Source organism: Caballeronia zhejiangensis (genome assembly GCF_000698575.1).
GTDB lineage: Bacteria > Pseudomonadota > Gammaproteobacteria > Burkholderiales > Burkholderiaceae > Caballeronia > Caballeronia zhejiangensis.
The window spans coordinates 330,473-356,282 of sequence record NZ_JFHD01000003.1 but is presented as its reverse complement, the minus strand read 5'-3'; the positions used below and the strand labels follow the sequence as shown (position 1 = coordinate 356,282).

General features: G+C 60.3%; 24 protein-coding genes and 1 pseudogene. 14 read left to right on the top strand and 11 right to left on the bottom strand.

What is annotated here, in order from left to right:
• Nucleotides 1-48 precede the first annotated feature (48 nt).
• Nucleotides 49-492 carry a MarR family winged helix-turn-helix transcriptional regulator gene (locus BG60_RS07565; protein WP_008347760.1) on the top strand — a complete coding sequence of 148 codons (444 nt, stop codon included), beginning with the start codon at nt 49-51 and terminating at the stop codon, nt 490-492.
• An 87-nt stretch (nt 493-579) separates the two neighbouring features.
• On the top strand, nt 580-867 hold the full coding sequence (locus BG60_RS07560; protein WP_034470994.1) for a DUF4148 domain-containing protein: 288 nt from the start codon (nt 580-582) through the stop codon (nt 865-867).
• Nucleotides 868-912: 45 nt separating this feature from the next.
• On the opposite strand, the gene BG60_RS07555 is transcribed toward BG60_RS07560, so the two are convergent.
• Nucleotides 913-1,095, bottom strand: a complete 183-nt coding sequence (locus tag BG60_RS07555; protein WP_008347765.1) for a hypothetical protein — start codon at nt 1,093-1,095, stop codon at nt 913-915.
• On the opposite strand from BG60_RS07555, the gene BG60_RS07550 reads away from it, so the two are divergent.
• Complete coding sequence (locus BG60_RS07550) at nt 1,094-3,001, top strand: M60 family metallopeptidase (protein ID WP_008347767.1); 1,908 nt, start codon at nt 1,094-1,096, stop codon at nt 2,999-3,001. The genes BG60_RS07555 and BG60_RS07550 overlap by 2 nt on opposite strands.
• A gap of 77 nt (nt 3,002-3,078) precedes the next feature.
• Here the strand turns inward: BG60_RS07550 and BG60_RS07545 are convergent, their stop codons facing one another.
• Both BG60_RS07545 and BG60_RS07540 read right to left on the bottom strand, forming a co-directional pair.
• Nucleotides 3,079-3,948 carry an EAL domain-containing protein gene (locus BG60_RS07545; RefSeq protein WP_008347768.1) on the bottom strand — a complete coding sequence of 290 codons (870 nt, stop codon included), beginning with the start codon at nt 3,946-3,948 and terminating at the stop codon, nt 3,079-3,081.
• Between the two features lie 452 nt (nt 3,949-4,400).
• A complete protein-coding gene (locus tag BG60_RS07540) occupies nt 4,401-5,522 on the bottom strand; it encodes an ABC transporter ATP-binding protein (protein ID WP_008347770.1) in 1,122 nt (373 codons plus the stop codon).
• Between the two features lie 190 nt (nt 5,523-5,712).
• Here BG60_RS07540 and BG60_RS07535 point away from each other — a divergent pair, with 190 nt between their 5' ends.
• Genes BG60_RS07535 through BG60_RS07510 form a run of 6 tightly spaced genes read left to right on the top strand, consistent with a single transcriptional unit; the run spans nt 5,713 to nt 11,788 of the window.
• Nucleotides 5,713-7,083 (top strand): ABC transporter substrate-binding protein, encoded by a 1,371-nt coding sequence (locus BG60_RS07535; protein WP_034470991.1) that lies wholly within the window; start codon nt 5,713-5,715, stop codon nt 7,081-7,083.
• A gap of 28 nt (nt 7,084-7,111) precedes the next feature.
• Complete coding sequence (locus BG60_RS07530) at nt 7,112-8,041, top strand: carbohydrate ABC transporter permease (protein ID WP_235366216.1); 930 nt, start codon at nt 7,112-7,114, stop codon at nt 8,039-8,041.
• 11 nt (nt 8,042-8,052) lie between these two features.
• Nucleotides 8,053-8,904 (top strand): carbohydrate ABC transporter permease, encoded by an 852-nt coding sequence (locus BG60_RS07525; RefSeq protein WP_008347776.1) that lies wholly within the window; start codon nt 8,053-8,055, stop codon nt 8,902-8,904.
• 34 nt (nt 8,905-8,938) lie between these two features.
• Nucleotides 8,939-9,919: a sugar-binding transcriptional regulator gene (locus tag BG60_RS07520; protein WP_008347778.1), complete on the top strand. Its 981-nt coding sequence runs from the start codon at nt 8,939-8,941 to the stop codon at nt 9,917-9,919.
• Nucleotides 9,920-9,929: 10 nt separating this feature from the next.
• Nucleotides 9,930-10,676, top strand: coding sequence for an SDR family oxidoreductase (locus BG60_RS07515; protein WP_008347780.1), 747 nt, complete (start codon nt 9,930-9,932; stop codon nt 10,674-10,676).
• Nucleotides 10,677-10,717: 41 nt separating this feature from the next.
• Entirely contained in the window at nt 10,718-11,788 is a 1,071-nt protein-coding gene (locus tag BG60_RS07510; RefSeq protein ID WP_008347782.1) for an erythritol/L-threitol dehydrogenase, read from the top strand.
• Between the two features lie 120 nt (nt 11,789-11,908).
• Here BG60_RS07510 and BG60_RS07505 read toward each other — a convergent pair whose 3' ends face one another.
• Nucleotides 11,909-13,033: a VIT1/CCC1 transporter family protein gene (locus BG60_RS07505; RefSeq protein ID WP_008347784.1), complete on the bottom strand. Its 1,125-nt coding sequence runs from the start codon at nt 13,031-13,033 to the stop codon at nt 11,909-11,911.
• A gap of 769 nt (nt 13,034-13,802) precedes the next feature.
• Here BG60_RS07505 and BG60_RS07495 point away from each other — a divergent pair.
• The 3 genes from BG60_RS07495 to BG60_RS07485 are packed head-to-tail and all read left to right on the top strand — an operon-like array spanning nt 13,803 to nt 17,764.
• Complete coding sequence (locus BG60_RS07495) at nt 13,803-14,258, top strand: (2Fe-2S)-binding protein (protein WP_008347788.1); 456 nt, start codon at nt 13,803-13,805, stop codon at nt 14,256-14,258.
• A gap of 1 nt (nt 14,259) precedes the next feature.
• On the top strand, nt 14,260-16,494 hold the full coding sequence (locus BG60_RS07490; protein ID WP_008347790.1) for a xanthine dehydrogenase family protein molybdopterin-binding subunit: 2,235 nt from the start codon (nt 14,260-14,262) through the stop codon (nt 16,492-16,494).
• Between the two features lie 10 nt (nt 16,495-16,504).
• On the top strand, nt 16,505-17,764 hold the full coding sequence (locus BG60_RS07485) for a c-type cytochrome (RefSeq protein WP_008347792.1): 1,260 nt from the start codon (nt 16,505-16,507) through the stop codon (nt 17,762-17,764).
• 9 nt (nt 17,765-17,773) lie between these two features.
• On the opposite strand, the gene BG60_RS07480 is transcribed toward BG60_RS07485, so the two are convergent.
• Entirely contained in the window at nt 17,774-18,043 is a 270-nt protein-coding gene (locus BG60_RS07480) for a DUF1488 family protein (protein ID WP_008347794.1), read from the bottom strand.
• A gap of 459 nt (nt 18,044-18,502) precedes the next feature.
• On the opposite strand from BG60_RS07480, the gene BG60_RS36260 reads away from it, so the two are divergent.
• Both BG60_RS36260 and BG60_RS07470 read left to right on the top strand, forming a co-directional pair.
• Nucleotides 18,503-18,943: a DUF3331 domain-containing protein gene (locus tag BG60_RS36260; RefSeq protein WP_008347795.1), complete on the top strand. Its 441-nt coding sequence runs from the start codon at nt 18,503-18,505 to the stop codon at nt 18,941-18,943.
• A 296-nt stretch (nt 18,944-19,239) separates the two neighbouring features.
• Nucleotides 19,240-19,641, top strand: a complete 402-nt coding sequence (locus BG60_RS07470) for an H-NS histone family protein (RefSeq protein WP_008347797.1) — start codon at nt 19,240-19,242, stop codon at nt 19,639-19,641.
• Between the two features lie 14 nt (nt 19,642-19,655).
• Here BG60_RS07470 and BG60_RS07465 read toward each other — a convergent pair whose 3' ends face one another.
• The 6 genes and pseudogenes from BG60_RS07465 to BG60_RS07445 all read right to left on the bottom strand — a co-directional run bounded on the left by BG60_RS07465 (nt 19,656) and on the right by BG60_RS07445 (nt 25,607).
• Nucleotides 19,656-21,128 carry an amidase gene (locus tag BG60_RS07465; protein ID WP_008347799.1) on the bottom strand — a complete coding sequence of 491 codons (1,473 nt, stop codon included), beginning with the start codon at nt 21,126-21,128 and terminating at the stop codon, nt 19,656-19,658.
• 26 nt (nt 21,129-21,154) lie between these two features.
• Nucleotides 21,155-22,090 (bottom strand): LLM class oxidoreductase, encoded by a 936-nt coding sequence (locus BG60_RS07460; protein WP_008347800.1) that lies wholly within the window; start codon nt 22,088-22,090, stop codon nt 21,155-21,157.
• Nucleotides 22,091-22,218: 128 nt separating this feature from the next.
• A complete protein-coding gene (mctP, locus tag BG60_RS07455) occupies nt 22,219-23,700 on the bottom strand; it encodes a monocarboxylate uptake permease MctP (protein WP_008347801.1) in 1,482 nt (493 codons plus the stop codon).
• Complete coding sequence (locus tag BG60_RS36750; protein WP_008347802.1) at nt 23,697-23,897, bottom strand: DUF3311 domain-containing protein; 201 nt, start codon at nt 23,895-23,897, stop codon at nt 23,697-23,699. The genes mctP and BG60_RS36750 overlap by 4 nt, the downstream gene beginning before the upstream one ends.
• 270 nt (nt 23,898-24,167) lie before the next feature.
• Nucleotides 24,168-24,896: pseudogene (gene mnmC2, locus BG60_RS07450) on the bottom strand (tRNA (5-methylaminomethyl-2-thiouridine)(34)-methyltransferase MnmC2); the annotation flags it as partial.
• Nucleotides 24,897-24,899: 3 nt separating this feature from the next.
• Entirely contained in the window at nt 24,900-25,607 is a 708-nt protein-coding gene (locus BG60_RS07445; protein WP_033536182.1) for a YceH family protein, read from the bottom strand.
• Nucleotides 25,608-25,810: the final 203 nt, after the last annotated feature.

Here is a 25,810-nt window from a genome sequence, read left to right as displayed (position 1 = left end):
GGTGTACACGAGATGCGCGCATCGAAAGGCGTTACATATAATCGCGCGATGGAAACCCAACTCGACAAACGCTTCGGCTTTCTGGTCGCGGACGTGGACCGCCTGTGCGGCAACCGCTTCGACGTGCTGGCGAAGTCATCGCTCAATCTGACGCGCGCGCAATGCCGCGTGCTCGCGTATCTCTCGCATTACGGCGAGGTCAATCAGGCGCGGCTCGCCGAGCTGCTGGAAGTCGCGCCGATTTCCGCCGGCCGTCTGCTCGATCGCATGGAAGAGGGCGGCTGGATCGAGCGCCGCCCGAATCCCGACGATCGTCGCGAGCGTCAGGTTCGCATGACCGCGAAGGCGGAGAAGGCGCTCGACCGCGCGCGGCGCGTCGGCGACGAGATCGCAGCAGAAGCGCTCGCGGGCTTCAGCCGGCAGGAAAGCGAGCAATTGATCGCGCTTCTGCAACGCGTGCGCGGCAATCTGAGCCGTATCGTCGATCGGTGATTCATCCGCGCTTGGATCGCCGATTGCTTTAACGTTGTCCGCAAGCGTCGTTGTCCAGCGCCGCCATCCATCCGGAGAAGATCGATCATGAACAAACGCACCGCACCGTTGGCCGTCCTCGCGCTGTCCGTCGCCGCTTTCGTCTCGATGCCCATCGCGCAGGCGCAAGACACGGCCGCATCCACGCCGAAGCAGATCAAGAAAGCCCAGCGAAAGGAAGCGCGCGCGAAGAAGAACGCCGAGCTGAAGCAACTCGAGCAGGACGGCTACAACCCCGCTGGCGAGCAGACCAACTATCCGCAGAATCTGCAAAACGCGCAGTCGAAGATCAATGCGCAGAAGGCGGGCAAGCCGGCGCCCGCATCGACGCCGTAATCGGACGCTTGTTCCGGGACGACGCGGAAAACGCCATCCGCGTCATTAAGGCAGTCGATACGACGAGATCGCGTTGATCGCAAAGCGCGCGACGCATGATGCGGCAATCGCGTGATGTCCGGGCTCGACGCCGACGGCGGGATACGGCAGTATCTCGGCATCAGGCGCAAGTTCCAGATATGCGACGAAGAGCCGGAATACGGCCGATGTATCGGGGAGGCCACGCATGCGATGGCGGTCATGGCTGTTGATCTTCGCCCTGTGCGACGCACACGCGGCATCGCGCTACTACGCGCCCGTGACGTTTTATCCGCACGACGCGGTGCGGGTATCGCGTTTCGCATCGAAGACCGGGGCGATGCAGGTGCCTTACGGCGCAGGCGCGAAAGTCGAGGAAGGCGACTTCTATATCGTTTCGAATGCAACTTTCAAGGCGCTGACCGCGCAAGTGCAACGCGATGGCACGATCGCGCTCGTGCAGTCCGAGTGGACGCCCGAACGCGCCGCGAGCCAGATCTGGACCATCGACAAGGAAGGCAGCGGCTTTCGTCTTTACTCGAAGCTATATGGACGTTACGTGACGCTCGGCGCGCGTGTCGAGCTCGAAGCGCCATCGGGCGATGCGCGGCAGAACTGGAGCATCGAAGCCGATGCGAACGTCGTGACCATCGCGGCCACCGGCACGAAGACGGGACTCGTCGTCGGGCATCATGCGTTGCGCGACGGTGCGTCCGTCGAAGTCAGTGCGCAGGCCGGACAGTGGCGTCTGTACAAGACCGGAAGCGATGGCGGCGATCATGCGTATCGCACGCTCGATGCTTCGGCGCGCTCGACTTACGACAACATCGGCAGGCGCTATCACTTGAGCGCGTATGCACCCGATGCGATCGAGGCCGAACGGCTCGGCGGTTTTCGCTGGACTGACTATCATCCGTCGGGGCTGTATGTGTCGAAGGGCGAAACCGTCGTGATCGATGTGAACGGTCTCGCCGACGATGGTCCCGATGGCCTCATCGTCATGGTCGGCAACAAGAACGGCTTCTATCGGCGGCAAGCCGCGGGCGATCCGCAAACGATCCTCGCGACCGAAGGACGCAACGCGTTCGTCGCATCGCGCGATGGCTTGCTCTACTTCGAATACATCGACAGCGGATACAACGAGCGGCCACGTACGTCGATCGATGTCATCGTGCGCGAAGGCGGCAAGCCGGTGCCGTTCTATGTCGAAGGTGCGACGACGCCCGCCGAATGGCGCGCGATGCTGCAGCGTCATGCGGATGCGCCGCTCGTCGAGATGGTCGGCAAGCGCACGATGTTCACCGTCGCGCGCGCCATGTACGACAAGTCGGGCGCAGCGGATCCGGCCGCATTGCTCGATTATGTCGAGCGCATCATGGGCTATCACGACGAACTGTCCGGACTCGATGGCACGGAAGCACTCGATGCGCCGTCGCCGTTGCGCGTGCATTTCGTGCAGGACGCGATTTCGACCCACGCCGAGTTGCAGAACACGTATCTCTACGCGACGTACTACATGATCGGCCTGCCGCTCAATAGCGCGGCCGAGACCTTGCTCAAGCCCGCGAAAGCCGACGAATGGGGCGTATGGCACGAGATGGGACACATGTATCAGCAATGGGACTGGACATGGCCGGGCGTGACGGAGACGACGGTGAACGTCTATTCGCTGCATGCGCTGGAACGCCTCGGCACGCCGATGCCTTCGCCGCTGCTGCAAGTCGTCGATGCGCGCGGCAAGAAGAATCGCATCGATCTCGCGGCGCAGTATTTCGCGCAGCCGTCACGCAATTTTCTCGACGATGCGTCGTTTCCGATGCCATCGGAAGCGCTCTGGATCAGGCTCGTCATGTACGAGCAGTTGCGCCGCGCACTCGGCAACGGCTTCTATGCGCGGCTGCACAAGCTGTATCGGCGGCATCCGCTGACGGAGGATGAAGGCGGCGACCAGAACGAAGTGCAACGCTTCGTGCTGCGTGCGTGCATGGCGGCCAATCTCGATCTGACGGATTTCTTCGAGCGATGGGGACTGCCGGTCGATGCTGGCACGCGTGCGGCGATTGCCGGGCTGAAGCTGAGCGCGCCGAAGACCGATTTGACGCGCACGCGGATTTAAGGCAAAAAAACGCCGACGCATGCACGCGTCGGCGAAGTCCTGGCTTTTACGAGGGCTGCCAGAAACGCTTCAGTTCCTCATGCTGCATCCGCGAGCCGAATGGTCTGCTGTTCTTTGCGCCGCGTCCCCGGCCGGCCGATGAGCGCGCCCGGCACATTACCGATGCCGAACGCGGGTCGCGCGAGAAAGAAACCCTGCGCGAGCACGTGCGGCCACTGCGCAATCCATTGCGCCTGCGCGGCCGTTTCCACACCTTCGACGACGATCGCCACCTTCAGCCGCGTAAGAAGCGTGAGCACCGACGAAAAGACCAGACACGCGTTCGGGCAGCGCGGCGCTTCGGCGAGCAGTTCCTTCGCGATCTTGACGGTGCCGAAGTCGATCGGTCCGAGCGCGGCGAGACATGAATAGCCGGTGCCGAAATCGTCCATCGCGACGCTCACGCCCTTGTTCTTGAGACGCCGCACGACCTTGCGCATCGCCGGCATGCGCGCGAGATCCTCGCTTTCCAGCAGTTCGAGTTCGATGCAATCGGGCGTGATGTCGTGCGCGCGGCAAATCGATTCCATCCGCTCGGCGAAGCCCGGCAACGCCGCGACCGATGGCGGGACGTTCACGGCGACCGAATAGTGTGCGCCGCCACTTTCGCGCCACTCGCCAATTTCGGACGCGACCGCGTCCAGCACGAACCATGTCAGTTCGCGCATGATGTCGGCGTCCTTGAACGCCTCGCTGAATGCGCCTGGCAGCAATACGCCGTATTCCGGATGACGCCAGCGAATGAGCGCTTCCATTTGCGCGAGTTCGCCGCCGTGGACTCGGTAGATTCCCTGATAGGCGATGCAGAATTCTCCGGCCTTTAGGCCTTCGAGTATGCGATGCCTGAATGCATGATCTGACTCCGGCGCGGCTTTCGCGACAGGCGAGCCGTGTGTCGTTCTTTTCATGCTCTAGCCATCCCTCCCAGTTGGTCGTGGAAGCGGTTGCACGAGTCGTGCCAGAAACTATGATCGCGCGTCGTCCAATCCAAGTAAATTCGGTGAGCCCCTTGGAGACAACGTTTGCCTCTTAAGGGGAGCGTTTGCGCTTGCGTGTGGACGCATCGTTCAGCCATCCCTAGTCACGTACGCAACCGTAACGCGTGATGGTCTGTGTGGGCTGGCGCACATAACGCAAGCACATATTGCGCTGCATCGGCATGGCGTTTTGCAGTTTTGTATATAGCGATTCCGGAACATTTGTAATCCCGACTAGTGCCGGCGCCGGGAAAATGATCGCTGCGAACGGCGGCGCGCACCAAAAATGGGACACGCGGCGCTTCCGCACAGGCGACCGCCGGTCGATGAGCATGGGTATGCCGCTGTCTTCGCTTACGACAGTCTTTCCGCGACGTCGACCGTCAGGCGGTCGCGGTTTCGGCGACAGGGCGCATGCGTTCCAGCGCGCTGCCATCCTCGCGGAACAGATGCACATGGCGAATGCTGAAGCCCGCGTTCAGGCGCTGTCCTTCGACGGCCGTCGATTCGCCCGAGCCTTTCACCTGAATCACGAGTTCGTTCGGCAAACGGACATGCAGCAGCGTCTCGCCGCCGAGATGCTCGATCACCATGACTTCGCCTGCAAGGCCGCTGTCGATATCGCCGCCGCCCGATTCGACGAAATGCTCGGGCCGGATGCCAAGCGTAAGCGTCTCGCCCGCGTGCACGGACGAAGCCGCGAACGGCAGCGTCAACGACTCGCCGCCCGGCAATTCGATGGTGACGCCCATAGCATCCACGCGCATCACGCGCACATCCATGAAGTTCATTTTCGGCGAGCCGATGAAACCCGCGACGAAGCGATTGTGCGGCGTGCGATACAGCTCCAGCGGCGAGCCGATCTGTTCGACGCGTCCATGATTCAGCACGACGATGCGATCGGCCATCGTCATCGCTTCGGTCTGATCGTGCGTGACGTAGATCATCGTCGCATTGAGCTGCTTGTGCAGCTTGATGAGTTCGAGGCGCATCTGCACGCGCAATGCGGCGTCGAGATTGGAGAGCGGCTCGTCGAAGAGAAAGACTTTCGGCTCGCGTACGATGGACCGGCCGATCGCCACGCGCTGACGCTGCCCGCCCGACAGCGCGCGCGGACGCCGTTCGAGCAACTGGCCGATCTGCAAGATCTCGGCCGCGCGATGCACGCGTTCCTTGATCTGCGCTTCGGGCAACTTGAGCATGCGCAAACCGAACGCGATGTTCTCGTACACCGACATGTGCGGATAAAGCGCATACGACTGAAACACCATCGCGACGCCGCGTTGCGAAGGCTCGAGTTCGGTGACGTCCTCGCCGCCAATCAGTACTTGCCCTGAGTCGCAGCGTTCGAGTCCGGCGATGGTGCGAAGCAAGGTCGACTTTCCGCATCCCGAAGGACCGACGAAAACCATGAACTCGCGATCGGTCACTTCTATGTCGACGCCCTTCAGCACGTCGACGCCAGCGAATGCCTTGCCGATCTGCTGCAAATGAACTGCGCTCATGCGTTGTCTCCCGTTTGCTGCTGCGGCAGCGCAGCATCCGATGCGTCGTCGAATTTGTTCTTGACAAGCTGTTCGCGCCAAAATATACAATTGTAAAACCGAAATTACAAGTGAAACGACGCGCACCAGGGATCACGAAGGAACGCACCAGAGAAGCCGTATCCGCTCGAAAAATACCAAGGAGACAGGCATGAAGAAGCGCTTCATTCCGGCCATGCAAGCCGGTCCGATCAAACACGCCGCGGCAGTCGCGCTCCTCACGGCGAGCGCGGCGTTCGCAACATCGAACGCGCAGGCCTGGACTCTGAAGGAAGCGGCGCAGCCGTATTCGGGCACCACGATCAAGGCCATCTTTCTCGATCGTCCCGGCTACAAGGCCGCGCAGCAACTCATTCCGCAGTTCGAAAAGGAAACGGGCATCAAGGTGCGCTGGGAAGTGATTCCCTATGAGAATACGCGCGAAAAGGAAGTGCTCAACTTCGTCGGCGGCGGCGACCAGGACATCGTGCTCGTGGACGTCGTGTGGATCGGCGAATTCGCGAGCAACAAGTGGCTCGTGCCGATCAAGAAGTTCACCGACGATCCGAAGCTCGCGGATCCGAATCTCAACCTGAAGGGCTTCTTTCCGATCCTGCTCGATTCGTTCGGCTCGTGGGACAAGGTCACCTACGGCCTGCCGTTCGATAACTACTCGGGCCTGATGTTCTACAACAAGTGCATGTTGAAGGACGCGGGCTTCGACGAGCCGCCGAAGACCTGGGACGACTTGCTCAACACCTACGCGCCGAAGCTCACGAAGGGCGACAAGTTCGCGTTCGCGCTGCAATCGCGGCGAGGCGAAACGCAGTCGGCCGATAGCTTCATGCGCGTGCTGTGGCCGAACGGCGGGTCGCTTCTCGATGCGAACTTCAAGTCGAATCTGATGTCGCCGCAATCGCAGGCGGGCCTCGAATATCGGCAGAAGCTGATGAAGTACATGCCGCCGGGCATCGTCGACTTCGATCACGCCGAAGCGGTCAACGCGCTTGCGCAAGGACAGGTCGCGATGATTACCGAATGGTCCGCGTTCTATCCGACGCTCACCGATCCGAGCAAGTCGAAGATCGGCAACTGTCTCGCGATCACGACCGAACCGAAGGGACCGGCCGGACTTAAGCCCGCGCTCGGCGGCTTCTCGCTTGCAGTGAACGCGAAGTCGAATGCGAAGAAGCAGGCCGCGTCGTGGCTCTTCATTCAATGGATCACGTCCGAAGCCATGGCGAAGCCTTATCTCGAAGCGGGCGGCGTGCCGGCGCGCATGGCGATCTATGAGGACAAGGCCGTGCAGGACAAGTATCCGTTCGTGAAGCCGATGGTCGAATCGTGGCAGGGCGGCGTGCCGGATTATCGTCCGCGCTTCCCGGAGTGGCCGGCGATTTCAGAAGTTATCGGCGAATGGGGCAGCAAGATGATGCTCGGCCAGGTGACGGTGAAGGAGGGCGCGCAGACCATCGGTCAGAAGACCGAGGACATCCTGAAGAAAGCGGGCTATTACGACGGCAAGAAGCCTTTGCTGAAGTAATTCTGTTCACGGGACCGGAGGCGATCGAATGGCATCACCTGTAATGCATGCGCGCGGACCGCGCAAGCCCGCGCGCTACTTCGGCGTCCTGCCGCGTTCGCCCGCCTTCTGGTTCCTGATACCCGCGATCGCGGCGCTCGCGATCATCGGCATCTATCCGCTACTGCTTGCGCTCTATAACTCGTTTCATCAATACAAGCTCGCGGACCTGGCCTCGGGCACGCCGTTCGTCGGCGTCGATAACTACATCGCGACGCTGACCGATCCGACCTTCTGGGAAGCGCTCGGACGCACGGCATTGTTCCTGTGCGTGACCTTGCCGATCGAAGTCGCGCTCGGGCTCTTTGCAGCGCTGCTGTTGCATCGCACGGAGCTGCCGTGGATGCGCGCGGCGGCGCGCGTGAGTCTCGTCATTCCGATGGCGACGACGTATGCGGTGGTCGGGCTCATCGGCCGCCTGATATTCAATCGGCAGTTCGGCGTGGCGAACTATCTGACAGGTCTCATCGGCATTCCGCCGCAGGACTGGCTTGCGGACCCGACGCTCGCGTTCGTCTCCGTGATGATCATGGATATCTGGCAATGGACGCCCTTCTGCGCGCTGATCCTGCTTGCCGGGCTTTCGATGGTGCCGAAGGAAGCCGAAGAAGCAGCGCGCCTCGAAACGCCGAAGTGGAGCATGATTTTGTGGCACCTGCAGCGTCCGTATCTTCTTCCGGGTCTCACTGCGATTCTGATTCTTCGTTCCGCCGATATGCTGAAGATGTTCGACGCCGTCTTCACGATGACGCGCGGCGGGCCCGGCGCCGCGACGGAATTCATCAGCGTCTATATCCAGCGCGTCGGCTTTCGTCTCTTCGATCAGGGCATGGCTTCCGCACAGGCGATCATCCTGCTCATTCTGACGATCGTGCTGTCGCGTCTCTATATTCGCTTCGTGTATCGGGAGGCCGCGTGAGTTCGATAGGCATGCAAGGCACGCAACGCGCAAAGCGCGCACGCGCGGCAAGAAAACGCGCTACTGTATGGCACTTTCTGGGCCTCGTCGTAGTGTTCATGTCGTCGGTGTTTCCGTTCTACTGGATGGTCACGACGAGCCTCAAGAGTCAGGCCGATGCGCTCGCGTATCCGCCGAAATGGCTGTTCTCGCCGACGTTTCATCACTACTCGGCAGCACTGTTCGAACATGACGTCGCGAGCAGTTTGCTGAACTCGCTCATCATCGCGAGCAGCACGACCGTCCTCGCTATCCTGCTTGGCACGCCAGCCGCTTATGCGCTCGCGCGCTACGAATTTCGCGGCAAGGAAGACCTCTGGTTCTGGTTCATCTCGAACCGCATGGTGAGCCCCGTCGTGCTCGCGGTGCCGTTCTTTCTGATCGCGACGAAGCTCGATCTCGTCGATACGCATATCGTGCTGATCCTGCTGTATCTGACGTTCTCGCTGCCCATCGTCGTATGGATCTGCACGGACCAGTTCCGCAACATTCCCGTCGAGCTCGACGAAGCCGCGCGTCTCGATGGCGCATCGCCGTGGCGCGTGTTCTGGCGCATCAATCTGCCGCTCGCGATGCCGGGCATCGTCGTATCGGCGATCTTCGCGTTCATCTTCTCGTGGAACGATCTGCTCTATGCGCTCGTGCTCACGCGCAGCGACGCGATTACCTCGCCGGTTGCGGCAACGAGCTACATGAGCGGTTATGAATTGCCCTGGGGCGAGATCATGGCGACGGGCACGCTGATCGTGCTGCCCATGGTCGTGTTCGCGCTGGCCGTGTCCGGGCGATTGGTGCAAGGGCTCACGATGGGCGCGGTGAAATAAAATCGCGCGGCCTTTCATTGAACAACAGGACAACATGAGCAAGAGCGCACCGCCCATCGCCATCGCGGAAGCGGACGATTCCATCGATTCGGAAGAAGAACTGCAGGCGCGCGTCGCGTGGCATTACTACGTCGGCAATCTGACGCAGCAGGAAATCGCGCAGCGGATCGGAAGCAATCGCGTGCGCGTGAACCGGCTGCTTGCGGCGAGCCGCGAGTCCGGCCTCGTGCAGATCACGATCAATAGCAAGATCGTGCCATGCGTCGCGCTGGAAGAAGCGCTCGCGAAACGCTTCGGCCTCGAATGCGCGGTGGTCGTGCCGAGCGGCGCGAACAACGAGGCGAACAATGCGGCGCTCGGCATCGGCGCGGCGTCGTACTTCGCGAGGCAGATAGTTGCAGGGCAAACTATCGGCCTCGGCTGGGGCCGCACGATCCGCGCCGTGTTGCGCGCGCTGCCGCAGCGCACGTACGGCGCGGTGTCGGCGGTGTCGCTGCAGGGCGGGCTGTCGCATTGCCCGAGTATCAATACGTTCGATATCGTGTCGGACTTCGCGAACATCTGCCGCGCCGACAGTTATCTGTTCGCCGCGCCGATCTACGTGAGCAGCCAGAAAGCGCGCGACGTGATCCTGCAGGAAGAAACCGTGCGCGAGACCTATGAACTCGCGCGCAGTGCCGATCTCGCCTTGCTGACGTGCGGCGATCTGACGGAATCGCTCGTCGTGACATACGGCATCGACAATCCGGAGCAATTGCGCACGTTGCAGAAGGCGGGCGCGGTCGGCGACATGCTCGGCCACTTCATGGATGAAGACGGGGAGCTGATCGATCATCCGTTGAATCGACGCACCGTTGCGATCACGCTGGACGACCTGCGCAAGATCAAACGCGTGATTCTCGTGAGCGGCGGCAAGAAGAAATTTCATGTCACGCGCGCGGCATTGCGCGGGCGTTATCCATCCGTGCTCGTGACCGACGAGGACACCGCAAGACGCCTGTGCGACGAGCCCTGAAGACGACACCATGACGACCATCGACAGAAATCGCGAATTCGCGGGCAAGACCGTGCTCGTCACGGGGGCGGGCAAGGGCATCGGTCATGCAACGGTTCATCTGCTGATCGAGCGTGGCGCGCGTGTCATTGCATTGAGCCGCAGCGCAGCCGATCTCGATCTGCTGAAGAAGGAGACGGGTTGCGAGATCATTGCCGCCGATCTCGCCGATGCCGACGCCGCACGCGAAGCGGCGCGCGCCGTTCAGCCCGTCGATCTGCTCGTGAACAACGCGGGCATCGCGGTGTTGGAGCCGTTTCTCGATACGACCGTCGAAGCCTTCGATCTGACGATGAACGTCAACGTGCGCGCAGCGATGATCGTCGCGCAAGAGTGCGCGAAGAACATGATCGCGCGTGGCGCGGGCGGTTCGATCGTGAACGTATCGAGCCTGTCGGCGAATGTGGGCTTCGCGCTGCACGCGTCGTATTGCGCATCGAAAGGCGGACTCGACGCGATGACGCGCGTCATGGCCAACGAGCTCGGCCCGCACGGCATACGCGTGAACGCGGTGCTCCCGACCGTCACGATGACCCCGATGGGTGAAAGAGCGTGGAGCGATCCCGCAAAATCCGAACCGATGCTTGCGCGCATTCCGATGAACCGCTTCGTGGAGCCGGTGGAAGTCGCGCGCACGATTGCCTATCTGCTTTCCGACGATTCGAGCATGGTCAGCGGCGTGAGCCTGTTGGTCGATGGCGGATTTCAGGCGCGCTGAGATTAGCTTCGCGATTCAATCAACGACACCGGAGACTTGTAATGGCCGATTCACAGATGACCGCGATCGTATGCCGCGCGCCGAAAGACTATCGCGTCGAACGCGTGCAACGCCCGAGCGCGGCGAGAAACGAACTCGTGATCCGCATTGCGGCATGCGGCATTTGCGCGAGCGATTGCAAATGCTGGTCGGGCGCGAAGATGTTCTGGGGCGGCCCGAATCCGTGGGTCAAGGCGCCGGTCATTCCGGGACACGAGTTCTTCGGTTATGTCGAAGAACTGGGCGAGGGCGCGGAAGAACATTTTGGCGTGAAGAAGGGCGATCGCGTGATTGCCGAGCAAATCGTGCCTTGTGCGAAATGCCGCTATTGCAAGTCGGGCGAGTACTGGATGTGCGAAGTGCATAACATCTTCGGCTTCCAGCGCGAAGTCGCCGATGGCGGCATGGCCGAATACATGCGCTTTCCGCCGACGGCGATCGTGCATAAGATTCCGGACGGCATTTCACTGGAAGATGCGGCGATCATCGAGCCGCTTGCGTGCGCGATCCATACGGTAAATCGCGGCGATATCCAGTTGAGCGATGTCGTTGTGATCGCGGGCGCGGGGCCACTCGGTCTGATGATGACGCAAGTCGCGCATCTGAAGACGCCGAAGAAGCTCGTCGTGATCGATCTCGTCGAAGAGCGGCTCGCGTTGGCGCGCGAGTACGGCGCGGACATCACGATCAACCCGAAGACCGACGATGCGCTCGAAACGATTCGCGCGATCACCGATCGCTATGGCTGCGACGTATATATCGAAACGACCGGCGTTCCTGCGGGCGTTACGCAAGGACTGGAGCTGATTCGCAAGCTCGGCCGCTTCGTCGAGTTCTCCGTGTTCGGCGCGGATACAACCGTCGACTGGTCGATCATCGGGGATCGCAAGGAGCTCGACGTGCGCGGCGCGCATCTCGGACCGTATTGCTATCCGATCGCGATCGATCTGCTCGCGCGCGGACTCGTCACGTCGAAGGGCATCGTCACGCATGGCTTCACGCTCGACGAGTGGGACGAAGCCATCAGGATCGCGAATTCGCTCGATTCGATCAAGGTGCTGCTCAAGCCGTAACGACTGCCGGCGTGCGCGTCGCGATTCCGATGCATGCGTTCGCGCCGGAGACGTTCGAGTCGTTCAGGATCTGATGATGTGAAACCCATGCGCCATGCGTTGCATTGCATGGCGCATCGTTCACGAAAGCGACACGCCCAGCAACTTGCCGATTCCATATGTGCAAGCGGCCGCGATCATTCCGATCAACGCTTGTCGCACGGCGGAAAACAGCGCGCCCCGTCCATTGAACAGCGACGTGAACACGCCGATGCCCGCAAGCCCGAGTCCGCTCAAAACGATGCATTGCACGATGCCTTCCGTACCGCTTGCCCAAAGAAAGGCGATGGCCGGAATGATCGCGCCCACGGCGAACAACGTGAACGATGCGAGCGCGGCCGTCCAGGGATTGCCGCCCAACTCGCGCGGATCGAGGCCGAGTTCTTCGCGCGTCAGCGTGTCGAGCGCCTTGTCCTTGTCGCGCATGATTTGCGCGGCGACGCGTTTCGCTTCGGCTGCATCGATGCCCTTTGCCTGATAGATGAGCGCGAGCTCATGCCGCTCCGCGTCGGGCATATGATCGAGCTCGTCCTTCTCCCGCGCGATTTGCGTGCGCGCGAGTTCGCGCGCATTCGTGACAGAGAGCCATTCGCCGAGCGCCATCGATGCCGCGCCCGCGATGAGTCCCGCGAACGCCGTGAGCAGGACCGTTTTGCTATCGCTGCCTGCACCCGCGACGCCCATGATGAGGCAAAAGTTCGACACGAGGCCATCGTTCGCGCCGAGCACTGCGGCACGTAAATCGTTGCCCGATGCGACGCCGCGATGCCACGACTCGGCCGCTGCGATCGCACCGCCTTTACTCAGCCCTTTGCTGCGACTCGCGACTTCCTGCACGATATCCGCGTGATGCCGCTCTTCCGCCGACATCTGCGCGGCATCGGGTTGGCCGGCATATTTATCGCGATCGGCCATTTCGTTTGCGGCGACCGAGCGCAACACGAAGTCCGGTCCGAACGCGCGTGCGAGCGTACGCATGATCCGCGTTTTTGCGCTGATGCGATGCGTTCGAACGGACACGCCATTCGCGCGCAATTTCGCGGCCCATATGTCCGCATGACGGCGCTCCGCTTCGGCCAGCTCGGCATAGACGCGCCGCTTGTCGTCCTGCTTTTCCGCTCGTGCGAGCGTGTCGTAGAGCGCGGCGCTGTCGAGTTCGTCCGCGAGATTGGAGGTAAAGCGCTTGAGTTCCGTCTGGGACGCCATGACGTCACCTTTTTCGTTCGTCTCGTTGATTCAAGAGTAAAGACGAACGACATGTCGCGTTGCTAATAGCCCTACGATGCGCGCTGAGTGAGAATTGAATCGCGTCTCATCGTCGTCATTGTTTAGATGGGGCTTGATTGAATCTCGAATGGAGCGACGTGCGAATCTTTCTCGCGACTGCGCGAAGCGGTACGTTCGGCGCGGCAGCGAGGAGCGTGTTTCGCCTAAAGCGAAGATCGTTTTCGGCAGCAACAATCGCGATGCGCAGGCAACGATGTGCGCATCGGGTGCCGGCTATGCGGTATTGCCGTGTCCGTCAGGCGATGCCGATGCGCGCCTCAAGCGCCTCGATGTTGGTGTAGCGCCAGCCGGAAGAGACGTATGGTTGGTTATCACCGCGATCTCAGGCGAGTCGCGCGCTTGCGAGCTTTATTGAACGAAACGATGCCGACGCTAGGCGAAGGTATCAATCGGTATCAATCGATTAGCGATGCAACTAACTGTCCTTTGCACTTATCCACTTCGAATCCGAGCCCAGGCCAGCAAAAGAATCGAATGAGACAGCAGTCGGAGTTTTAGGCAATCAAAGAACTACTTCAAGGCCGCGCACCAAATCGATGCGTATTAGCGAAGCTATCCGCAGGCGCTACACGATCCAAGCTCGATTTTTAAAGCGGCGCTACAATCCCGATGCCTAAAACCGACTGGCGCCCCACACAGTCGGCTATTTGCGATATCCGCTGAAACCACTCAAAAAGCCGGAGCGCTCATGACCACGCTTTCCATTAACGGCCAGAATCATTCGGTCGATGCGCCACCCGACATGCCGCTTCTCTGGGTATTGCGCGACATCGTAGGACTCACAGGAACCAAATTCGGCTGCGGCATTGCGCAATGCGGTGCGTGTACCGTTCACCTCGATGGCGTCGCGGTTCGTTCATGCGTTTTACCGATTGCCGCCGTTGGCGATCGCAAGGTGACGACGATCGAAGGCATCGGCGAAACACCCGCCGGCAAGAAAGTGCAAGCGGCCTGGCGTTCGCTCGATGTCGTGCAATGCGGGTACTGTCAGTCTGGACAAGTCATGTCCGCCGCGGCATTGCTCGCGACAGTCTCCGATCCCAACGACTCCGATATCGATGCCGCGATGGCGGGCAACATCTGCCGCTGCGGCACTTATCACCGCATTCGCGCCGCCATCAAGCAGGCCGCAAAGGAGGCGTGACATGTCGCAAGGATTGATCGAGGCGGGGCGTCATGCGGCTCGCGCGGGATTGTCGCGCCGCACGTTTCTGAAGTTCGGCGTGACCGCCGGCGTCGCTGCAAGCGGCGGATTGCTGATCGGCTTCAGCTTGCCGGCCGCGAGCCAGGATCAGGGCAAAGGCAAGTCGGTTATCGGAGGCGATGGCGTCGAGTCCGCGCAAGAAGGCGTATTCGCACCGAATGCGTTCGTGCAGATCGACAAGAGCGGCAAGGTCGTGCTCATCATGCCGAAGGTCGAAATGGGACAAGGCGTCTATACCGCGTTGCCCATGTTGATAGCCGAGGAGCTCGAAGTGCCGCTCGATAGCGTCACGATCGATCATGCGCCGCCGAACGAAAAACTTTTCACGGACCCGCTGTTGGGCGGTCAATTGACAGGCGGTTCGACGTCCGTGCGCTATGCGTGGGAGCCGTTACGCAAAGCGGGCGCGGCCGCACGCATGATGCTCGTCGCGGCGGCGGCGCAGGAATGGAAATGCGATCCATCGTCTTGCCAGGCGCAAGGCGGCAAGGTTATGCATGCATCGGGAGAACGTAGCGCGAGTTATGGCGAGCTCGCCGAAGCGGCCGCGAAATTGCCCGTTCCGCAAGACATCAAATTAAAGGATCCGAATAACTTCAAGATCGTCGGCACGCCGGCGAAAAGGCTCGATTCGCCAGAGAAGGTCGATGGCACTGCAATGTTCGGTCTCGATGTGCGCTTACCCGACATGGTGTATGCAGCGATCGTGAATTGCCCCGTGTTCGGCGGAACGCTCGCATCCGTCGACGACAGCAATGCGAAGAAGATTCCCGGCGTGCGTCAGATCGTAAAGTTCGACAATGGCGTCGCGGTGATCGGCGATCATACGTGGGCCGCCAAACGCGGCGCGGCTGCCTTGCAGATTCAATGGAACGAAGGCGCGAGCGCCAACGTATCGACGAAGCAGATCGTCGACGACATGGCCAATGCATCGCAGCGCACGGGCGCGGTGGCGCGTAAGGAAGGGAATGTCGACAATGCGTTTTCCAATGCGAAGACGCGCGTCGATGCGGTGTACGTTCAGCCGTTTCTCGCGCATGCGACGATGGAGCCGATCAACTGCACGGTGCACGTGCGCCCGGATGGTTGCGATATTTGGCTTGGCACACAAGTGCCCACGCGTATCCGCGATGCCGGAATGAAAGCGACTGGCTTGCCTGCGGAAAAGATTCATGTGCATAACCATTTGCTCGGCGGCGGCTTCGGCAGGCGGCTCGAATTCGACATGGCCACGCAGGCGCTCAAGATCGGCAAGGCGCTCGGCGTTCCAGTCAAAGTAACGTGGTCGCGCGAGGAAGACATTCAGCACGACATGTATCGGCCGTGCTATTACGACAAGTTATCTGCGGGACTCGATGCCAACGGCAAGCCGGTTGCATGGACGCATCGCATCGTCGGGTCGTCTGTGCTTGCGCGTTTTGCGCCGCCGGCAGTAAAGGATGGGGTCGATCCCGATGCCGTCGAAGTGGCATCCGATCTTCCGTACGACTTGCCCAATCAGCTCGTCGACTATGTGCGGCTCGAACCGCATGACGTGCCCACCGCATTCTGGCGCGGCGTGGGACCGACGCGTGGCACGTTCGTCGTGGAAAGCTTTATCGACGAATTGGCCGTGCAGGCGAAAGTCGACCCCGTCAAGTATCGGCGAGATCTGCTTGGCAAGTCGCCGCGCGCACGCAACGTGCTCGATGTCGCGACGCAGGCGGCGGGCTGGGGACAGCAATCCGTGCCGCAGGGACAAGGGCGCGGCGTTTCGGTGATGCACGCATTCGGCAGTTTCTTCGCCATCGTCGCGGATGTCGCTGTCGACAAAGACGGCGAGGTGAAGGTGAATCGCATCGTGTGCGCCGTCGATTGCGGCATGGTCGTCAATCCCAATACGGTTGAAGCGCAAGTGCAGGGCGGCATCATATTCGGCATTACAGCCGCGCTCTATAGCGAAATCACGATCAAGGACGGACGCGTCGAACAAAGCAATTTCACCGACTATCGAATGCTGCGCATTCACGAAACGCCGCCGGTGGAGGTGCATATCGTCAAAAGCACGGAAGCTCCTGGCGGCATCGGCGAACCAGGCACAGCGGCGCTTGCGCCGGCTATCACGAATGCGATCCATGCCGCAACGGGCAAGCGATTGAGGCGCTTGCCCGTAGGCGATCAATTGCGTAGCGCCTGAGGAGCCCGTCATGAAGAACGCATTCAAGCCTCTCTTTGCGATGCTGTTTGCATTGGCGTCCTCGGCTCATGCAGCCGACGATGCACTCGTCACGCGTGGCGCCTATCTCGCGCGAGCAGGCGATTGCGTCGCTTGTCACTCGACTCAAAAAGGCAAGCCGCTCGCAGGCGGTTTGCCGATGATGACGCCGTTGGGCGCGATCTATACGACCAATATCACGCCCGATCCGGACACGGGAATCGGCCGCTACACGGAAGAGGACTTCGCGCGCGCCTTGCGCGAGGGCGTTGCGAAGGATGGGCATAACCTTTATCCGGCAATGCCTTACCCTTCTTATGCAAAGATAAACGACGAGGACATGCATGCGCTTTACGCGTATTTCATGCATGGCGTCACACCCGTCAAGCAGGCCAATCGTGAGCCGGACATGAAATGGCCGCTCAATATGCGCTGGCCGCTTAAGCTATGGAACGCGGTCTTTCTGGAAAAGGGCGTTTATCAGAACAAATCCGGAAAGGATGTCGCGTGGAATCGTGGCGCTTATCTCATTCAGGGACTCGGACATTGCGGCTCATGCCACACGCCGCGGGGCATCGCATTTCAGGAAAAAGGACTCGACGAAAGCAATAGCGCCTATTTGACGGGCGGCTTGCTCGATAACTGGTTCGCTTCCAACCTGACGGGCGAGCACAATACTGGCCTCGGGCGCTGGTCGGAGCAGGACATTGCCAGCTTTCTCAAGACGGGCGCGAACGCGCACGCGTCTGCATTCGGCTCGATGACGAGCGTCGTCAACAACAGCACGCAGATGTTGAGTGACGACGATCTTGCCGCGATGGCGCGCTATTTGAAGTCGTTGCCCGCGTCGGGGGGCAATGGCGGACCGCGCTATTCATATGATCCCAAAGCGACGAAAGTGTCCTTGTCGCGTCCGGCCGCATCGGATTCGGGAGCGCGGGTCTATACCGCCTATTGCTTGCATTGTCATGGTGCGGACGGCCGTGGCTTCGCACCCATGCTTGCGCCGCTCGCGGGCAATCCAAACGTTCTGGAAAAGGATGCATCGTCGCTGATCAACGTGACGCTGAACGGCACCGGCGATCTGGTTATCGGCGGCGTGCCCGCGCCTTACCCGATGCCGCGCTATGCACCCGTGCTGAACGATCAGCAGATCGCGGACGTACTTACTTTCATCCGGGGCGCGTGGAACAACGGCACGCCGGCTGTGCAGGCATCGGACGTGACGAAGATGCGCAAGGCGACGCAGTGAGTGTATGGGTCAGGAAGAAAAATCGATGACATCCAGGTGAATCGAACTGGATGGATGCGCGAGGAATTTGCGATGCACACGTGCACTGATGCGCTCATAACCATCGCTCAGGGCTTTTAGCAAGCGCTCGTCGCTTGCTCCTGTCGGTGCCCAAAAGCACTGTTCCAACGCCTTGCGCGTGATGTTGCATTGAATGGCCTGCTCGCGAGAGAACGCGACGAAGCTGACGGAGGCGCGGTCCGCCGAAATAGTGGCATGGATCAGGAGCTTGCTCGTCATGGTTCGACAGGAGAGATACGTTTCGCTGAATTTTATTGTGTCAGAATTTGGTGAACTCGCGAATCCTCGAATGAGCGCGAAACGTGCGCAAACGGCCAGAAGCAGGCGTTTTTCGCTTCAAGGCGGTTCCAACGCGGGGACAAACTTCATATGAATGAATCGAACGTTCGTATTCGGCGTTCACCGACGTTAAAGATTTGCGGAGTAGTCTGAGGTGCAACCTGCGGGATTCGACGCCGCGCGAGATCCCATACCGGCAACAACGGCGGGGTTGTCCATGAATGTCCATGAAAAATGAAAAGAAAAGCATGCTCAGGTGTACTACTCTAGGAACGATCATCCGAAGCGGCGCGGCACACCGCATCAGCAAGCGGGTCGTGCGGCGCATTCCCGGAACTTCACCGGCAACGTCTACGCGGCTTCTGTTGCGGCGGGCGTTGTCGCCAGCAGGAGCGGAACATGAAGCATCCATCGTTGATGGATCCCTGGAGCCGTACCCTGGCAATGCTCGACAGCCTTCCGAACCGCCCTTCGGAAGCGAACGAGAAGCTCTCACTGATGACACGACCGCTCGTACGGAATGTCCAAGGCAAGACCGCATGCATCGGATCCACCGACGGGCATTGCGTCAATATTCGCGTGCTGGAGCGCTTGAGCGAATCGACGCTCTCGCTATCCTGGCACGATCCCACGTCGTTCAATTACTCGGAGCAGGTCTGGGCCCTTTGCACTGCCCGCAAGCGCGGAACGTGTGCCTTGAGCGGTCAGGCGATCAGGCGCGGACAGCCTGTTTATAGGCCGAGGCGTGTCGGCAGTTCGGTCCCGCTCAATAGCGGCGCAATGATTCTGGCGCTTGCGCTCACTCCGGCTGAACAGGAAGCGAGCCTCGTTTCCGAGTGATCGGCTTTCGTCCGCGAGACGCGTGCGCGAAGCACGCGTCTGTGGCCATGCGCGACCTGCCTTGATGATCCAAAGGGATGCGTTATCGCGTATCGTCTGATGAGCGGACGATGACCAAGCTCGTTCAAGTTCAGGTGTATCTGCGAGCGCGCTAACGACATCTGCGTTTTTCTTGCAAGAGCGCTTGGCTTGGGCGTTATCCATATAAGATCTGCAAAGGATGGCAATCGTGCGTCGCGCGGACGCATTACATTGCTCATTCCATTCGCCGCTTGCAGAAATCTATGGGAGGAGTTATGGCCACATTGGCACAGTTGGAAAGCCAGATTCAGAAATTGCAGCGTCGCGCGGATGTATTGCGGGAAAGAAAGTCGATCGAGGTCATCGCCAAAATTCGGGCAATGATGGACGAGTTCGGCTTGACCATTGCCGATCTCGCCAAGGCCGGTTCAGGCACGCGAAAAACACGCGGCCGTCCTGCGGGTTCTGGTCAATCGGCCATTTCCAGAAAAGGAGCGACCAAGTCCAAGTTGCCGCCGAAATATCGCGACCCGGAATCGGGCGCCACCTGGAGCGGACATGCTCGTCCGCCCGCTTGGATCAAGGATGCGCCTGACCGCAGCGTGTATCTGATCAATGGTGCTGCCAGCAAGAACGGCGCGCGCAAAAGAAAGAGTGCACGGAACGCCGCTGCCTAAAGGTAAGGGAAGGCTTAGGCGAGCAAGGGACTGCGCACGCGGGAAAAACCGCTTGCCCGATCATAAGCAAGCCCGATCTGCAATACGCCAAGTTCGCCTTGCGTCGGTCCAATGATTTGCAATCCGGCCGGCAAGCCGCCGGCACCCAATCCGGCTGGCGCGCTTAGCGCGGGCAGCGATGCCATCGTCGCCGGAACGACGGTCTCCATCCAGCGATGATAGGTATCCATCTCGCGGCCGTCGATAACATGCGGCCAGTCCAAGTCCGCATCAAACGGAAAGACCTGCGCCGAAGGAAACACGAGATGGTCAAAACGATCGAATAGCGCATTGATTGCCTGATACCAGGCCGTCCGATCGCGAATTGCACGGGACGCATCTTCTCCCGATAACTTCAGACCTCGTTCAATCTCCCATACCGCTTCCGGTTTGAGCAACTTTCTCTTGGCGGCGTCGCGATAAAGCGGCGCATTGGTGCCGGAGAAGGTAAGGCTGCGCAAATCGATCCAGGCTTTCCATAGACAGTCGAGATCAAAGTCGATATCGGCAGCCTCCACGATGCAGCCCGCCGTTTCGAAGTGACGCAGCGCCGATAAATACGTCTCCATCAAACCCGCTTCCATCGGCAGATGTCCGTTCAGGTCGCCGAGCCAGCCAATACGCGTGCCGCGCACATCGCGCTCGAGCGCGTTCGCGAAGTCGGCGGGCTTGTCGTTTCTGCGTGAAAGAGGCGCGCGGACGTCGAAGCCGGCCTGTACCGACAACAATAGTCCCAGATCGGGAATGGTTCGCGCGATCGGCCCGGCGACGCTGAATTGCTGGAAGAAGACGTCGTCGCTTGGCGCATACGGCACGCATCCTGGCGTCGTGCGAAAGCCGAAGACGTTATTGAATGCAGCGGGCGTGCGCAGTGAGCCCATCATGTCGGTGCCGTCCGCGAAGGGCAGCATGTGCAACGCGACGGAAACCGCCGCGCCGCCGCTGCTTCCGCCCCCCGAACGCGATTGGTCGAAGGCGTTGCGCGTGGTCCCATACACCGGGTTATAGGTATGTCCGCCCAAGCCGAATTCCGGCGAATTAGTGCGGCCAATGAATATCGCGCCCGCGTTGCGCATGCGCTCGAAGATGACGGCGTCCATCTTCGAAAGTTCGCCTGCATAGAGAGGAGAGCCTTTCGTCGTGACCATTCCCGCGACGGGAAGGATATCTTTGGGCGCTTGTGGAAAGCCATGCAGAGGTCCAAGGCTCTCTCCGCGGGATAGCTGTGCATCGCGCTCGGCGGCGAGAGAGCGTAGTGCATCGCGATCCTGCATCGCAACGATCGCATTCACGACAGGATTGAAGCGATCGATTTGCGCGAGATAGGCGTTCATCACTTCGACGCACGAGACGTCGCGCGCATGAATTGCTCGAGTCAGCGCGATAGCTTCGAGCGAAACAATATCCTTATCGGGCGTTGAGACGGACTTTGCGTCGAGTGCGGTCATGGCTATGTCGTGAATGGCAGACGGATTCAGCAATGAAACTCGGGAAGAACATGTGCGGCGACTTCTTCGATGATATCGCGCGCGGCTCGTCGTTCCGATGTGATGTTGAGCGTCACATGATGCGTTCCGTTCTCGCGCATCTCGCGCAAGAGCGCAACGAGCGCGCGACGTCCCGTGCGATAGCCGAGCGATATGTCGACAGCGGGTTCGTTCGCATCTTCGCTGAGATCGAGCCGCATTGCGACGCCGAATGCACGAAAAGCGCCGGACGTCGCGCGATCGACCGCAGCACGCCACATGCTATATCGCCCGCGCTGAGCTTGCGGCTCGCGATGATAAGTCATCCAGCCAAGCGAATGACGCGCAATCCAGTCGACGCTCTGACCGCCCGAACCGACGGCGAGCATTGGAATGGAAGTGTTATGGCGAGGCAAAAGATAGAAGTCGGGCGCGCCTCGAGGTGCATGATCGGGGATCACGCGAGAGGGCACGGTGACGGCAGCGGCGAGCGTTTCCCAATGTTGCCTGTACAGATCGCGCCGTGTATCCGGATCGCGGCCGAACGCGGCGTATTCCGGTGGACGATCGCCTGAACCGACGCCCAGTATGAAGCGTTGCCGAGACAGGGCGTCGACGGAGATTGCGCCTTTGGCGACATGAAGGGGATGTCTGAGCGTCAACACGATTGCGCCGCTGATGAGCGCAATGCGTTCCGTGTTCGATGCCAGCGCGCCGAGCAGCACCCAAGGGTCGAGATGTCCGACCGGATCGGGATACTCGATACTATTGAGCGGCACGTCGCGGACCCAGAGCGCACGAAAGCCGAGCCGGTCGGCCAGCCGCGCCAGCGATAGCTGTTCGCTGTAGTCGACGACGCTATCGTTATCGCGCGTGATCGGCAGCGTGATGCCGATAGAGAGCTTGTCTTGCGCGAAAACCGAGTTCGCGATCGGAGACGACATTGGAGTGTTTTCGCTAGCGTTCATGACACGCGTTGCGTCGAGGAAAGGGTCCGACGCTGATGGTATCACTGCCTTGATAAACGATGCCCGGCGCGATAAAGCACCAGGCATCGTTGAAGCGCGAGTCTTTAAGCAGCGGGCACTAGGCTGCGCCGAGTGACGATCGATACGACATACGTGACGATGACATTCACGACGAGTGCAATCAGGCCGATATAGACCGGCCACGAAGCATCACCGAGATGGACGACATAAACCGGCTTGAGGCCTTGCGAGATCGCGAGGCCGGTGCCCAGCACGATACCGAACAGCCAACCCAGAAATAGGCCGGGCGTGGTCAATCGGCGCGTATAGAGCGTGAACACGATGGCCGGGAATATCTGCAGAATCCATACGCCGCCGAGCAACTGCAGGTCGATCGCATACTGTGTCGGCAGGAACACGATGAATAGCAACGCGCCGAATTTGACGACGAGCGATACGAGCTTCGCCGTCGATGCTTCAGCCGTGGATGACATGTCAGGCGATACGAGTGGACGCCACAAGTTACGGGTGAACAGATTCGCTGCGCCGATCGACATGATCGCCGCCGGCACGAGTGCGCTGATCGCGATAGCCGCAGCCGCGAAGCCCACGAACCACGAGGGAAACAGCGTGCCGAACAACGCCGGCACGACATCCGATGCCGACTTCACATGCACGCCCGCCGCGATCGCCATATAGCCCAGCAGCGCGATCAAGCCCAGAAGCAGCGTATAGGCTGGCAGGAAGATGGCGTTCTTGCGCACCGTCATCGCGGATGAAGACGAGAGCACGGCCGTCATCGTATGCGGATACATGAATGCGGCGAGCGCGGAGCCGAGCGCGAGCGATGCATAAGCCGTGAATTGTCCCGGCTTGAGAATGATGCCCGTCGGGCCACCTTTCGCCTTGAAGTATTGATCGGCCGAATCGAATACATGCGCGTAACCGCCCAGCTTCAAAGGAATCAGCCATACCGCCGCGATCACGACGATATAGATCATGATGTCCTTCACGAAGGCGATCATCGCGGGGGCGCGCAGCCCGCTCGTATAGGTATAAAGCGCAAGAATCACGAATGCGATGATGAGCGGCAGTTCGCCCGTCACGCCGAGGCCCTTGATGACAACTTGCATGCCGACGAGCTGAAGCGCGATATAGGGCATCGTTGCGACGATGCCCGTGATCGCCACCGCAGCAGGAAACCATTTGCCGCCGTATTCGCCCTGCACGTAATCGGCGCCCGTGATGTGGTTTTTCGCATGGGCGATCTTCCACAGTTTGGGCATCACCGCAAACACGAACGGATAGACGATGATCGTATAGGGCAGTGCAAAGAAGCCATACGCGCCGACCGAATACACAAGTGCCGGCACGGCAATCACGGTATAGGCCGTATAGAAATCGCCGCCGACGAGAAACCATGAAATCAATACGCCGAACTGGCGGCCGCCGAGGCCCCATTCGTGAAGCTGTGTGAGATCGCCTCGCTTCCAGCGCGCGGCGAAGAAGCCGACGACGGTCACGAGCACGAAGAATGCGATGAAGATGGTCATCGCGACCGGATCGACTGGCGTGAGATCGTTCATTTCAGGCCCCTGTGCACGATGTAAAGCAGGAGCGAAGTGAGCGGCACCCACAAGAACTGATACCAATAGAAAAACGGAAAGCCCGCGAAGGAAGGCCGTGTGTCGTTATAGAACGGCAGCCAAAGCAGTGCGACGTAGGGTATAAAAAGCGCAACCCAAAGCCATGGGCCACGGGGCGCATCGTTATCGGATTCCAAAGCTATTCTCCTCGTGAATCGGCGCTGATAAGAACTTGCCGGCGCGCGGCCTCCGCGAATGTTCTGCCGATGGGAGTGAGCGCCGCGCCGCGAACGGCTGCGCATTATCCAACTAATTCGCTTTTATTGCCGGACGCCTAAGAGATGGAAAGGGCTTGTGCCAATCGATGCTTACGCAAGGCTTTCCGCGTCCGCCGAATTCGACGAATCGCCGATAGCTTTGGTCATTTCATGCCTTCAAAAACGCGCGATACATGCTTACGAAGTTATGACGCGCGGAGAACTCGCTCGCATGCCGGCGAGCATCGCGCGCTTGCCGCCGAAGCCTGCAAGCTTGCGATATTCGAATCCGCTTTCGATGAGTGCGCGTTTGACAATGCCCGCGCTGGTGAACGTGGCGAAGGTTGCGTCGTCTTTTGCCATGCGCGCCAGCGAAGCGAATACGGCGGGCGTCCACATGTCCGGATTCTTGGCTGGCGCAAAGCCGTCGAGATAGATGGCGTCCGCTGCAACGCCATGATCGGCCAGGCGTGGCAAGAAGTCGGCGGCGTCGCCATAGCCAAGCGTCAACCTGACCGCGCCGGCAACGAACGTTCGCCGATGCACGCCGCCTTCGAGCAGAGGCCATGCGCGAATGAGCGCGTCGGCCAGCGGCGCGATAGCGGCATCGTCGATGATCGCCGCGTGCGCCGCGCGTAGATCGTCTGCGCGGAATGGATGCTTTTCTATCGATACGTATTCGAGCGTCGGCGGCCGATGTGCATCGTCGAGCCACGCGGCCCACGTCGCAAGGAAATTGATGCCCATGCCGAAGCCGGTCTCGAGCACCGTGAAGCCATGCTTGCCGCGCCAGCGCGCGGGCAAGTCATTGCCATCGAGAAAGACATGGCGCGCCTGAGCCAGCGCGCCCGCCGCGCTGTGATATATGTCGTCGTGACGCGGCGAATACGGGGTTCCGTCACGGAACACGAGCGATGCCGGAATCAGCGGCGCTTCCATCGTTCAGGCATCGGGCGACGATTGATCGAGCGTGATGCCCAGTTCGCCTGCCATTTGCTGAACCATTGCGCGCAATTGCGTGACTTCATGAGCAAGGCGCTTTTGCTCGGACTTCAACGCTTCGAATTCGGAAAGGGAATAAGATTCGCCGCCTTGAGTTTCGCGCGAAGGCATATCGCTCAAGCTTACTTCGCCGCAAAGCAGATGCATCCAGCGGCTTTCGCGCTCGCCCGGTGTGCGCGGCAGCTTCACAACACGCGGCGGATCATTCGCGGCGAGTTCATCCAGAAAGCTCTCGACCGATGATATATCCGCGAACGAATGCAGCCGCGCACTGTTCGCGCGCAACTCCGCCGCGGTTTGCGGGCCCCGCAGGAATAGCGTGGCAAGTAGCGCAACTGACTGACTCGGCACGCCGAGCACGCGGTTCACGTTATGTTCGAAGCGCGGCACACGGCTGCTGCTGCCTTCGATGACGAGACTCAGGCGTTTAAGGCCATCGATCGTCGTCAGCACTTCGTCCTCGCTTACGCTCATCACCGGGGCGCGTGCGGTCTTCTGATTGCATCCCGCGGTTAGGGAATTCAACGAAAGAGGATAGGTGTCAGGCACGGTATGCTGTTTCTCGACGAGCACGCCGAGCACGCGGGCTTCAAGCGGCGTGAGTTCGCGCAGTGCGGGACGGGGTGTGGCTTCAGAGGGCGTGTTCATAAGCGTGATTGACGTGCAGTAAGACGCCTATCATACCGGCGCCGCAGGAAGCTTCTGTCATTCACGCACCTCGATGCAGCATGAAGTTCATCCAGCGCACGTGCATTGTCCGGCAGCGATGCGCTGTTTTGGTGCAAAAGATCGCGACGGCGTATTCGTAGCGTGCTTTATATAAGGAGGCGAACCGCTTTAATCATTGGCAT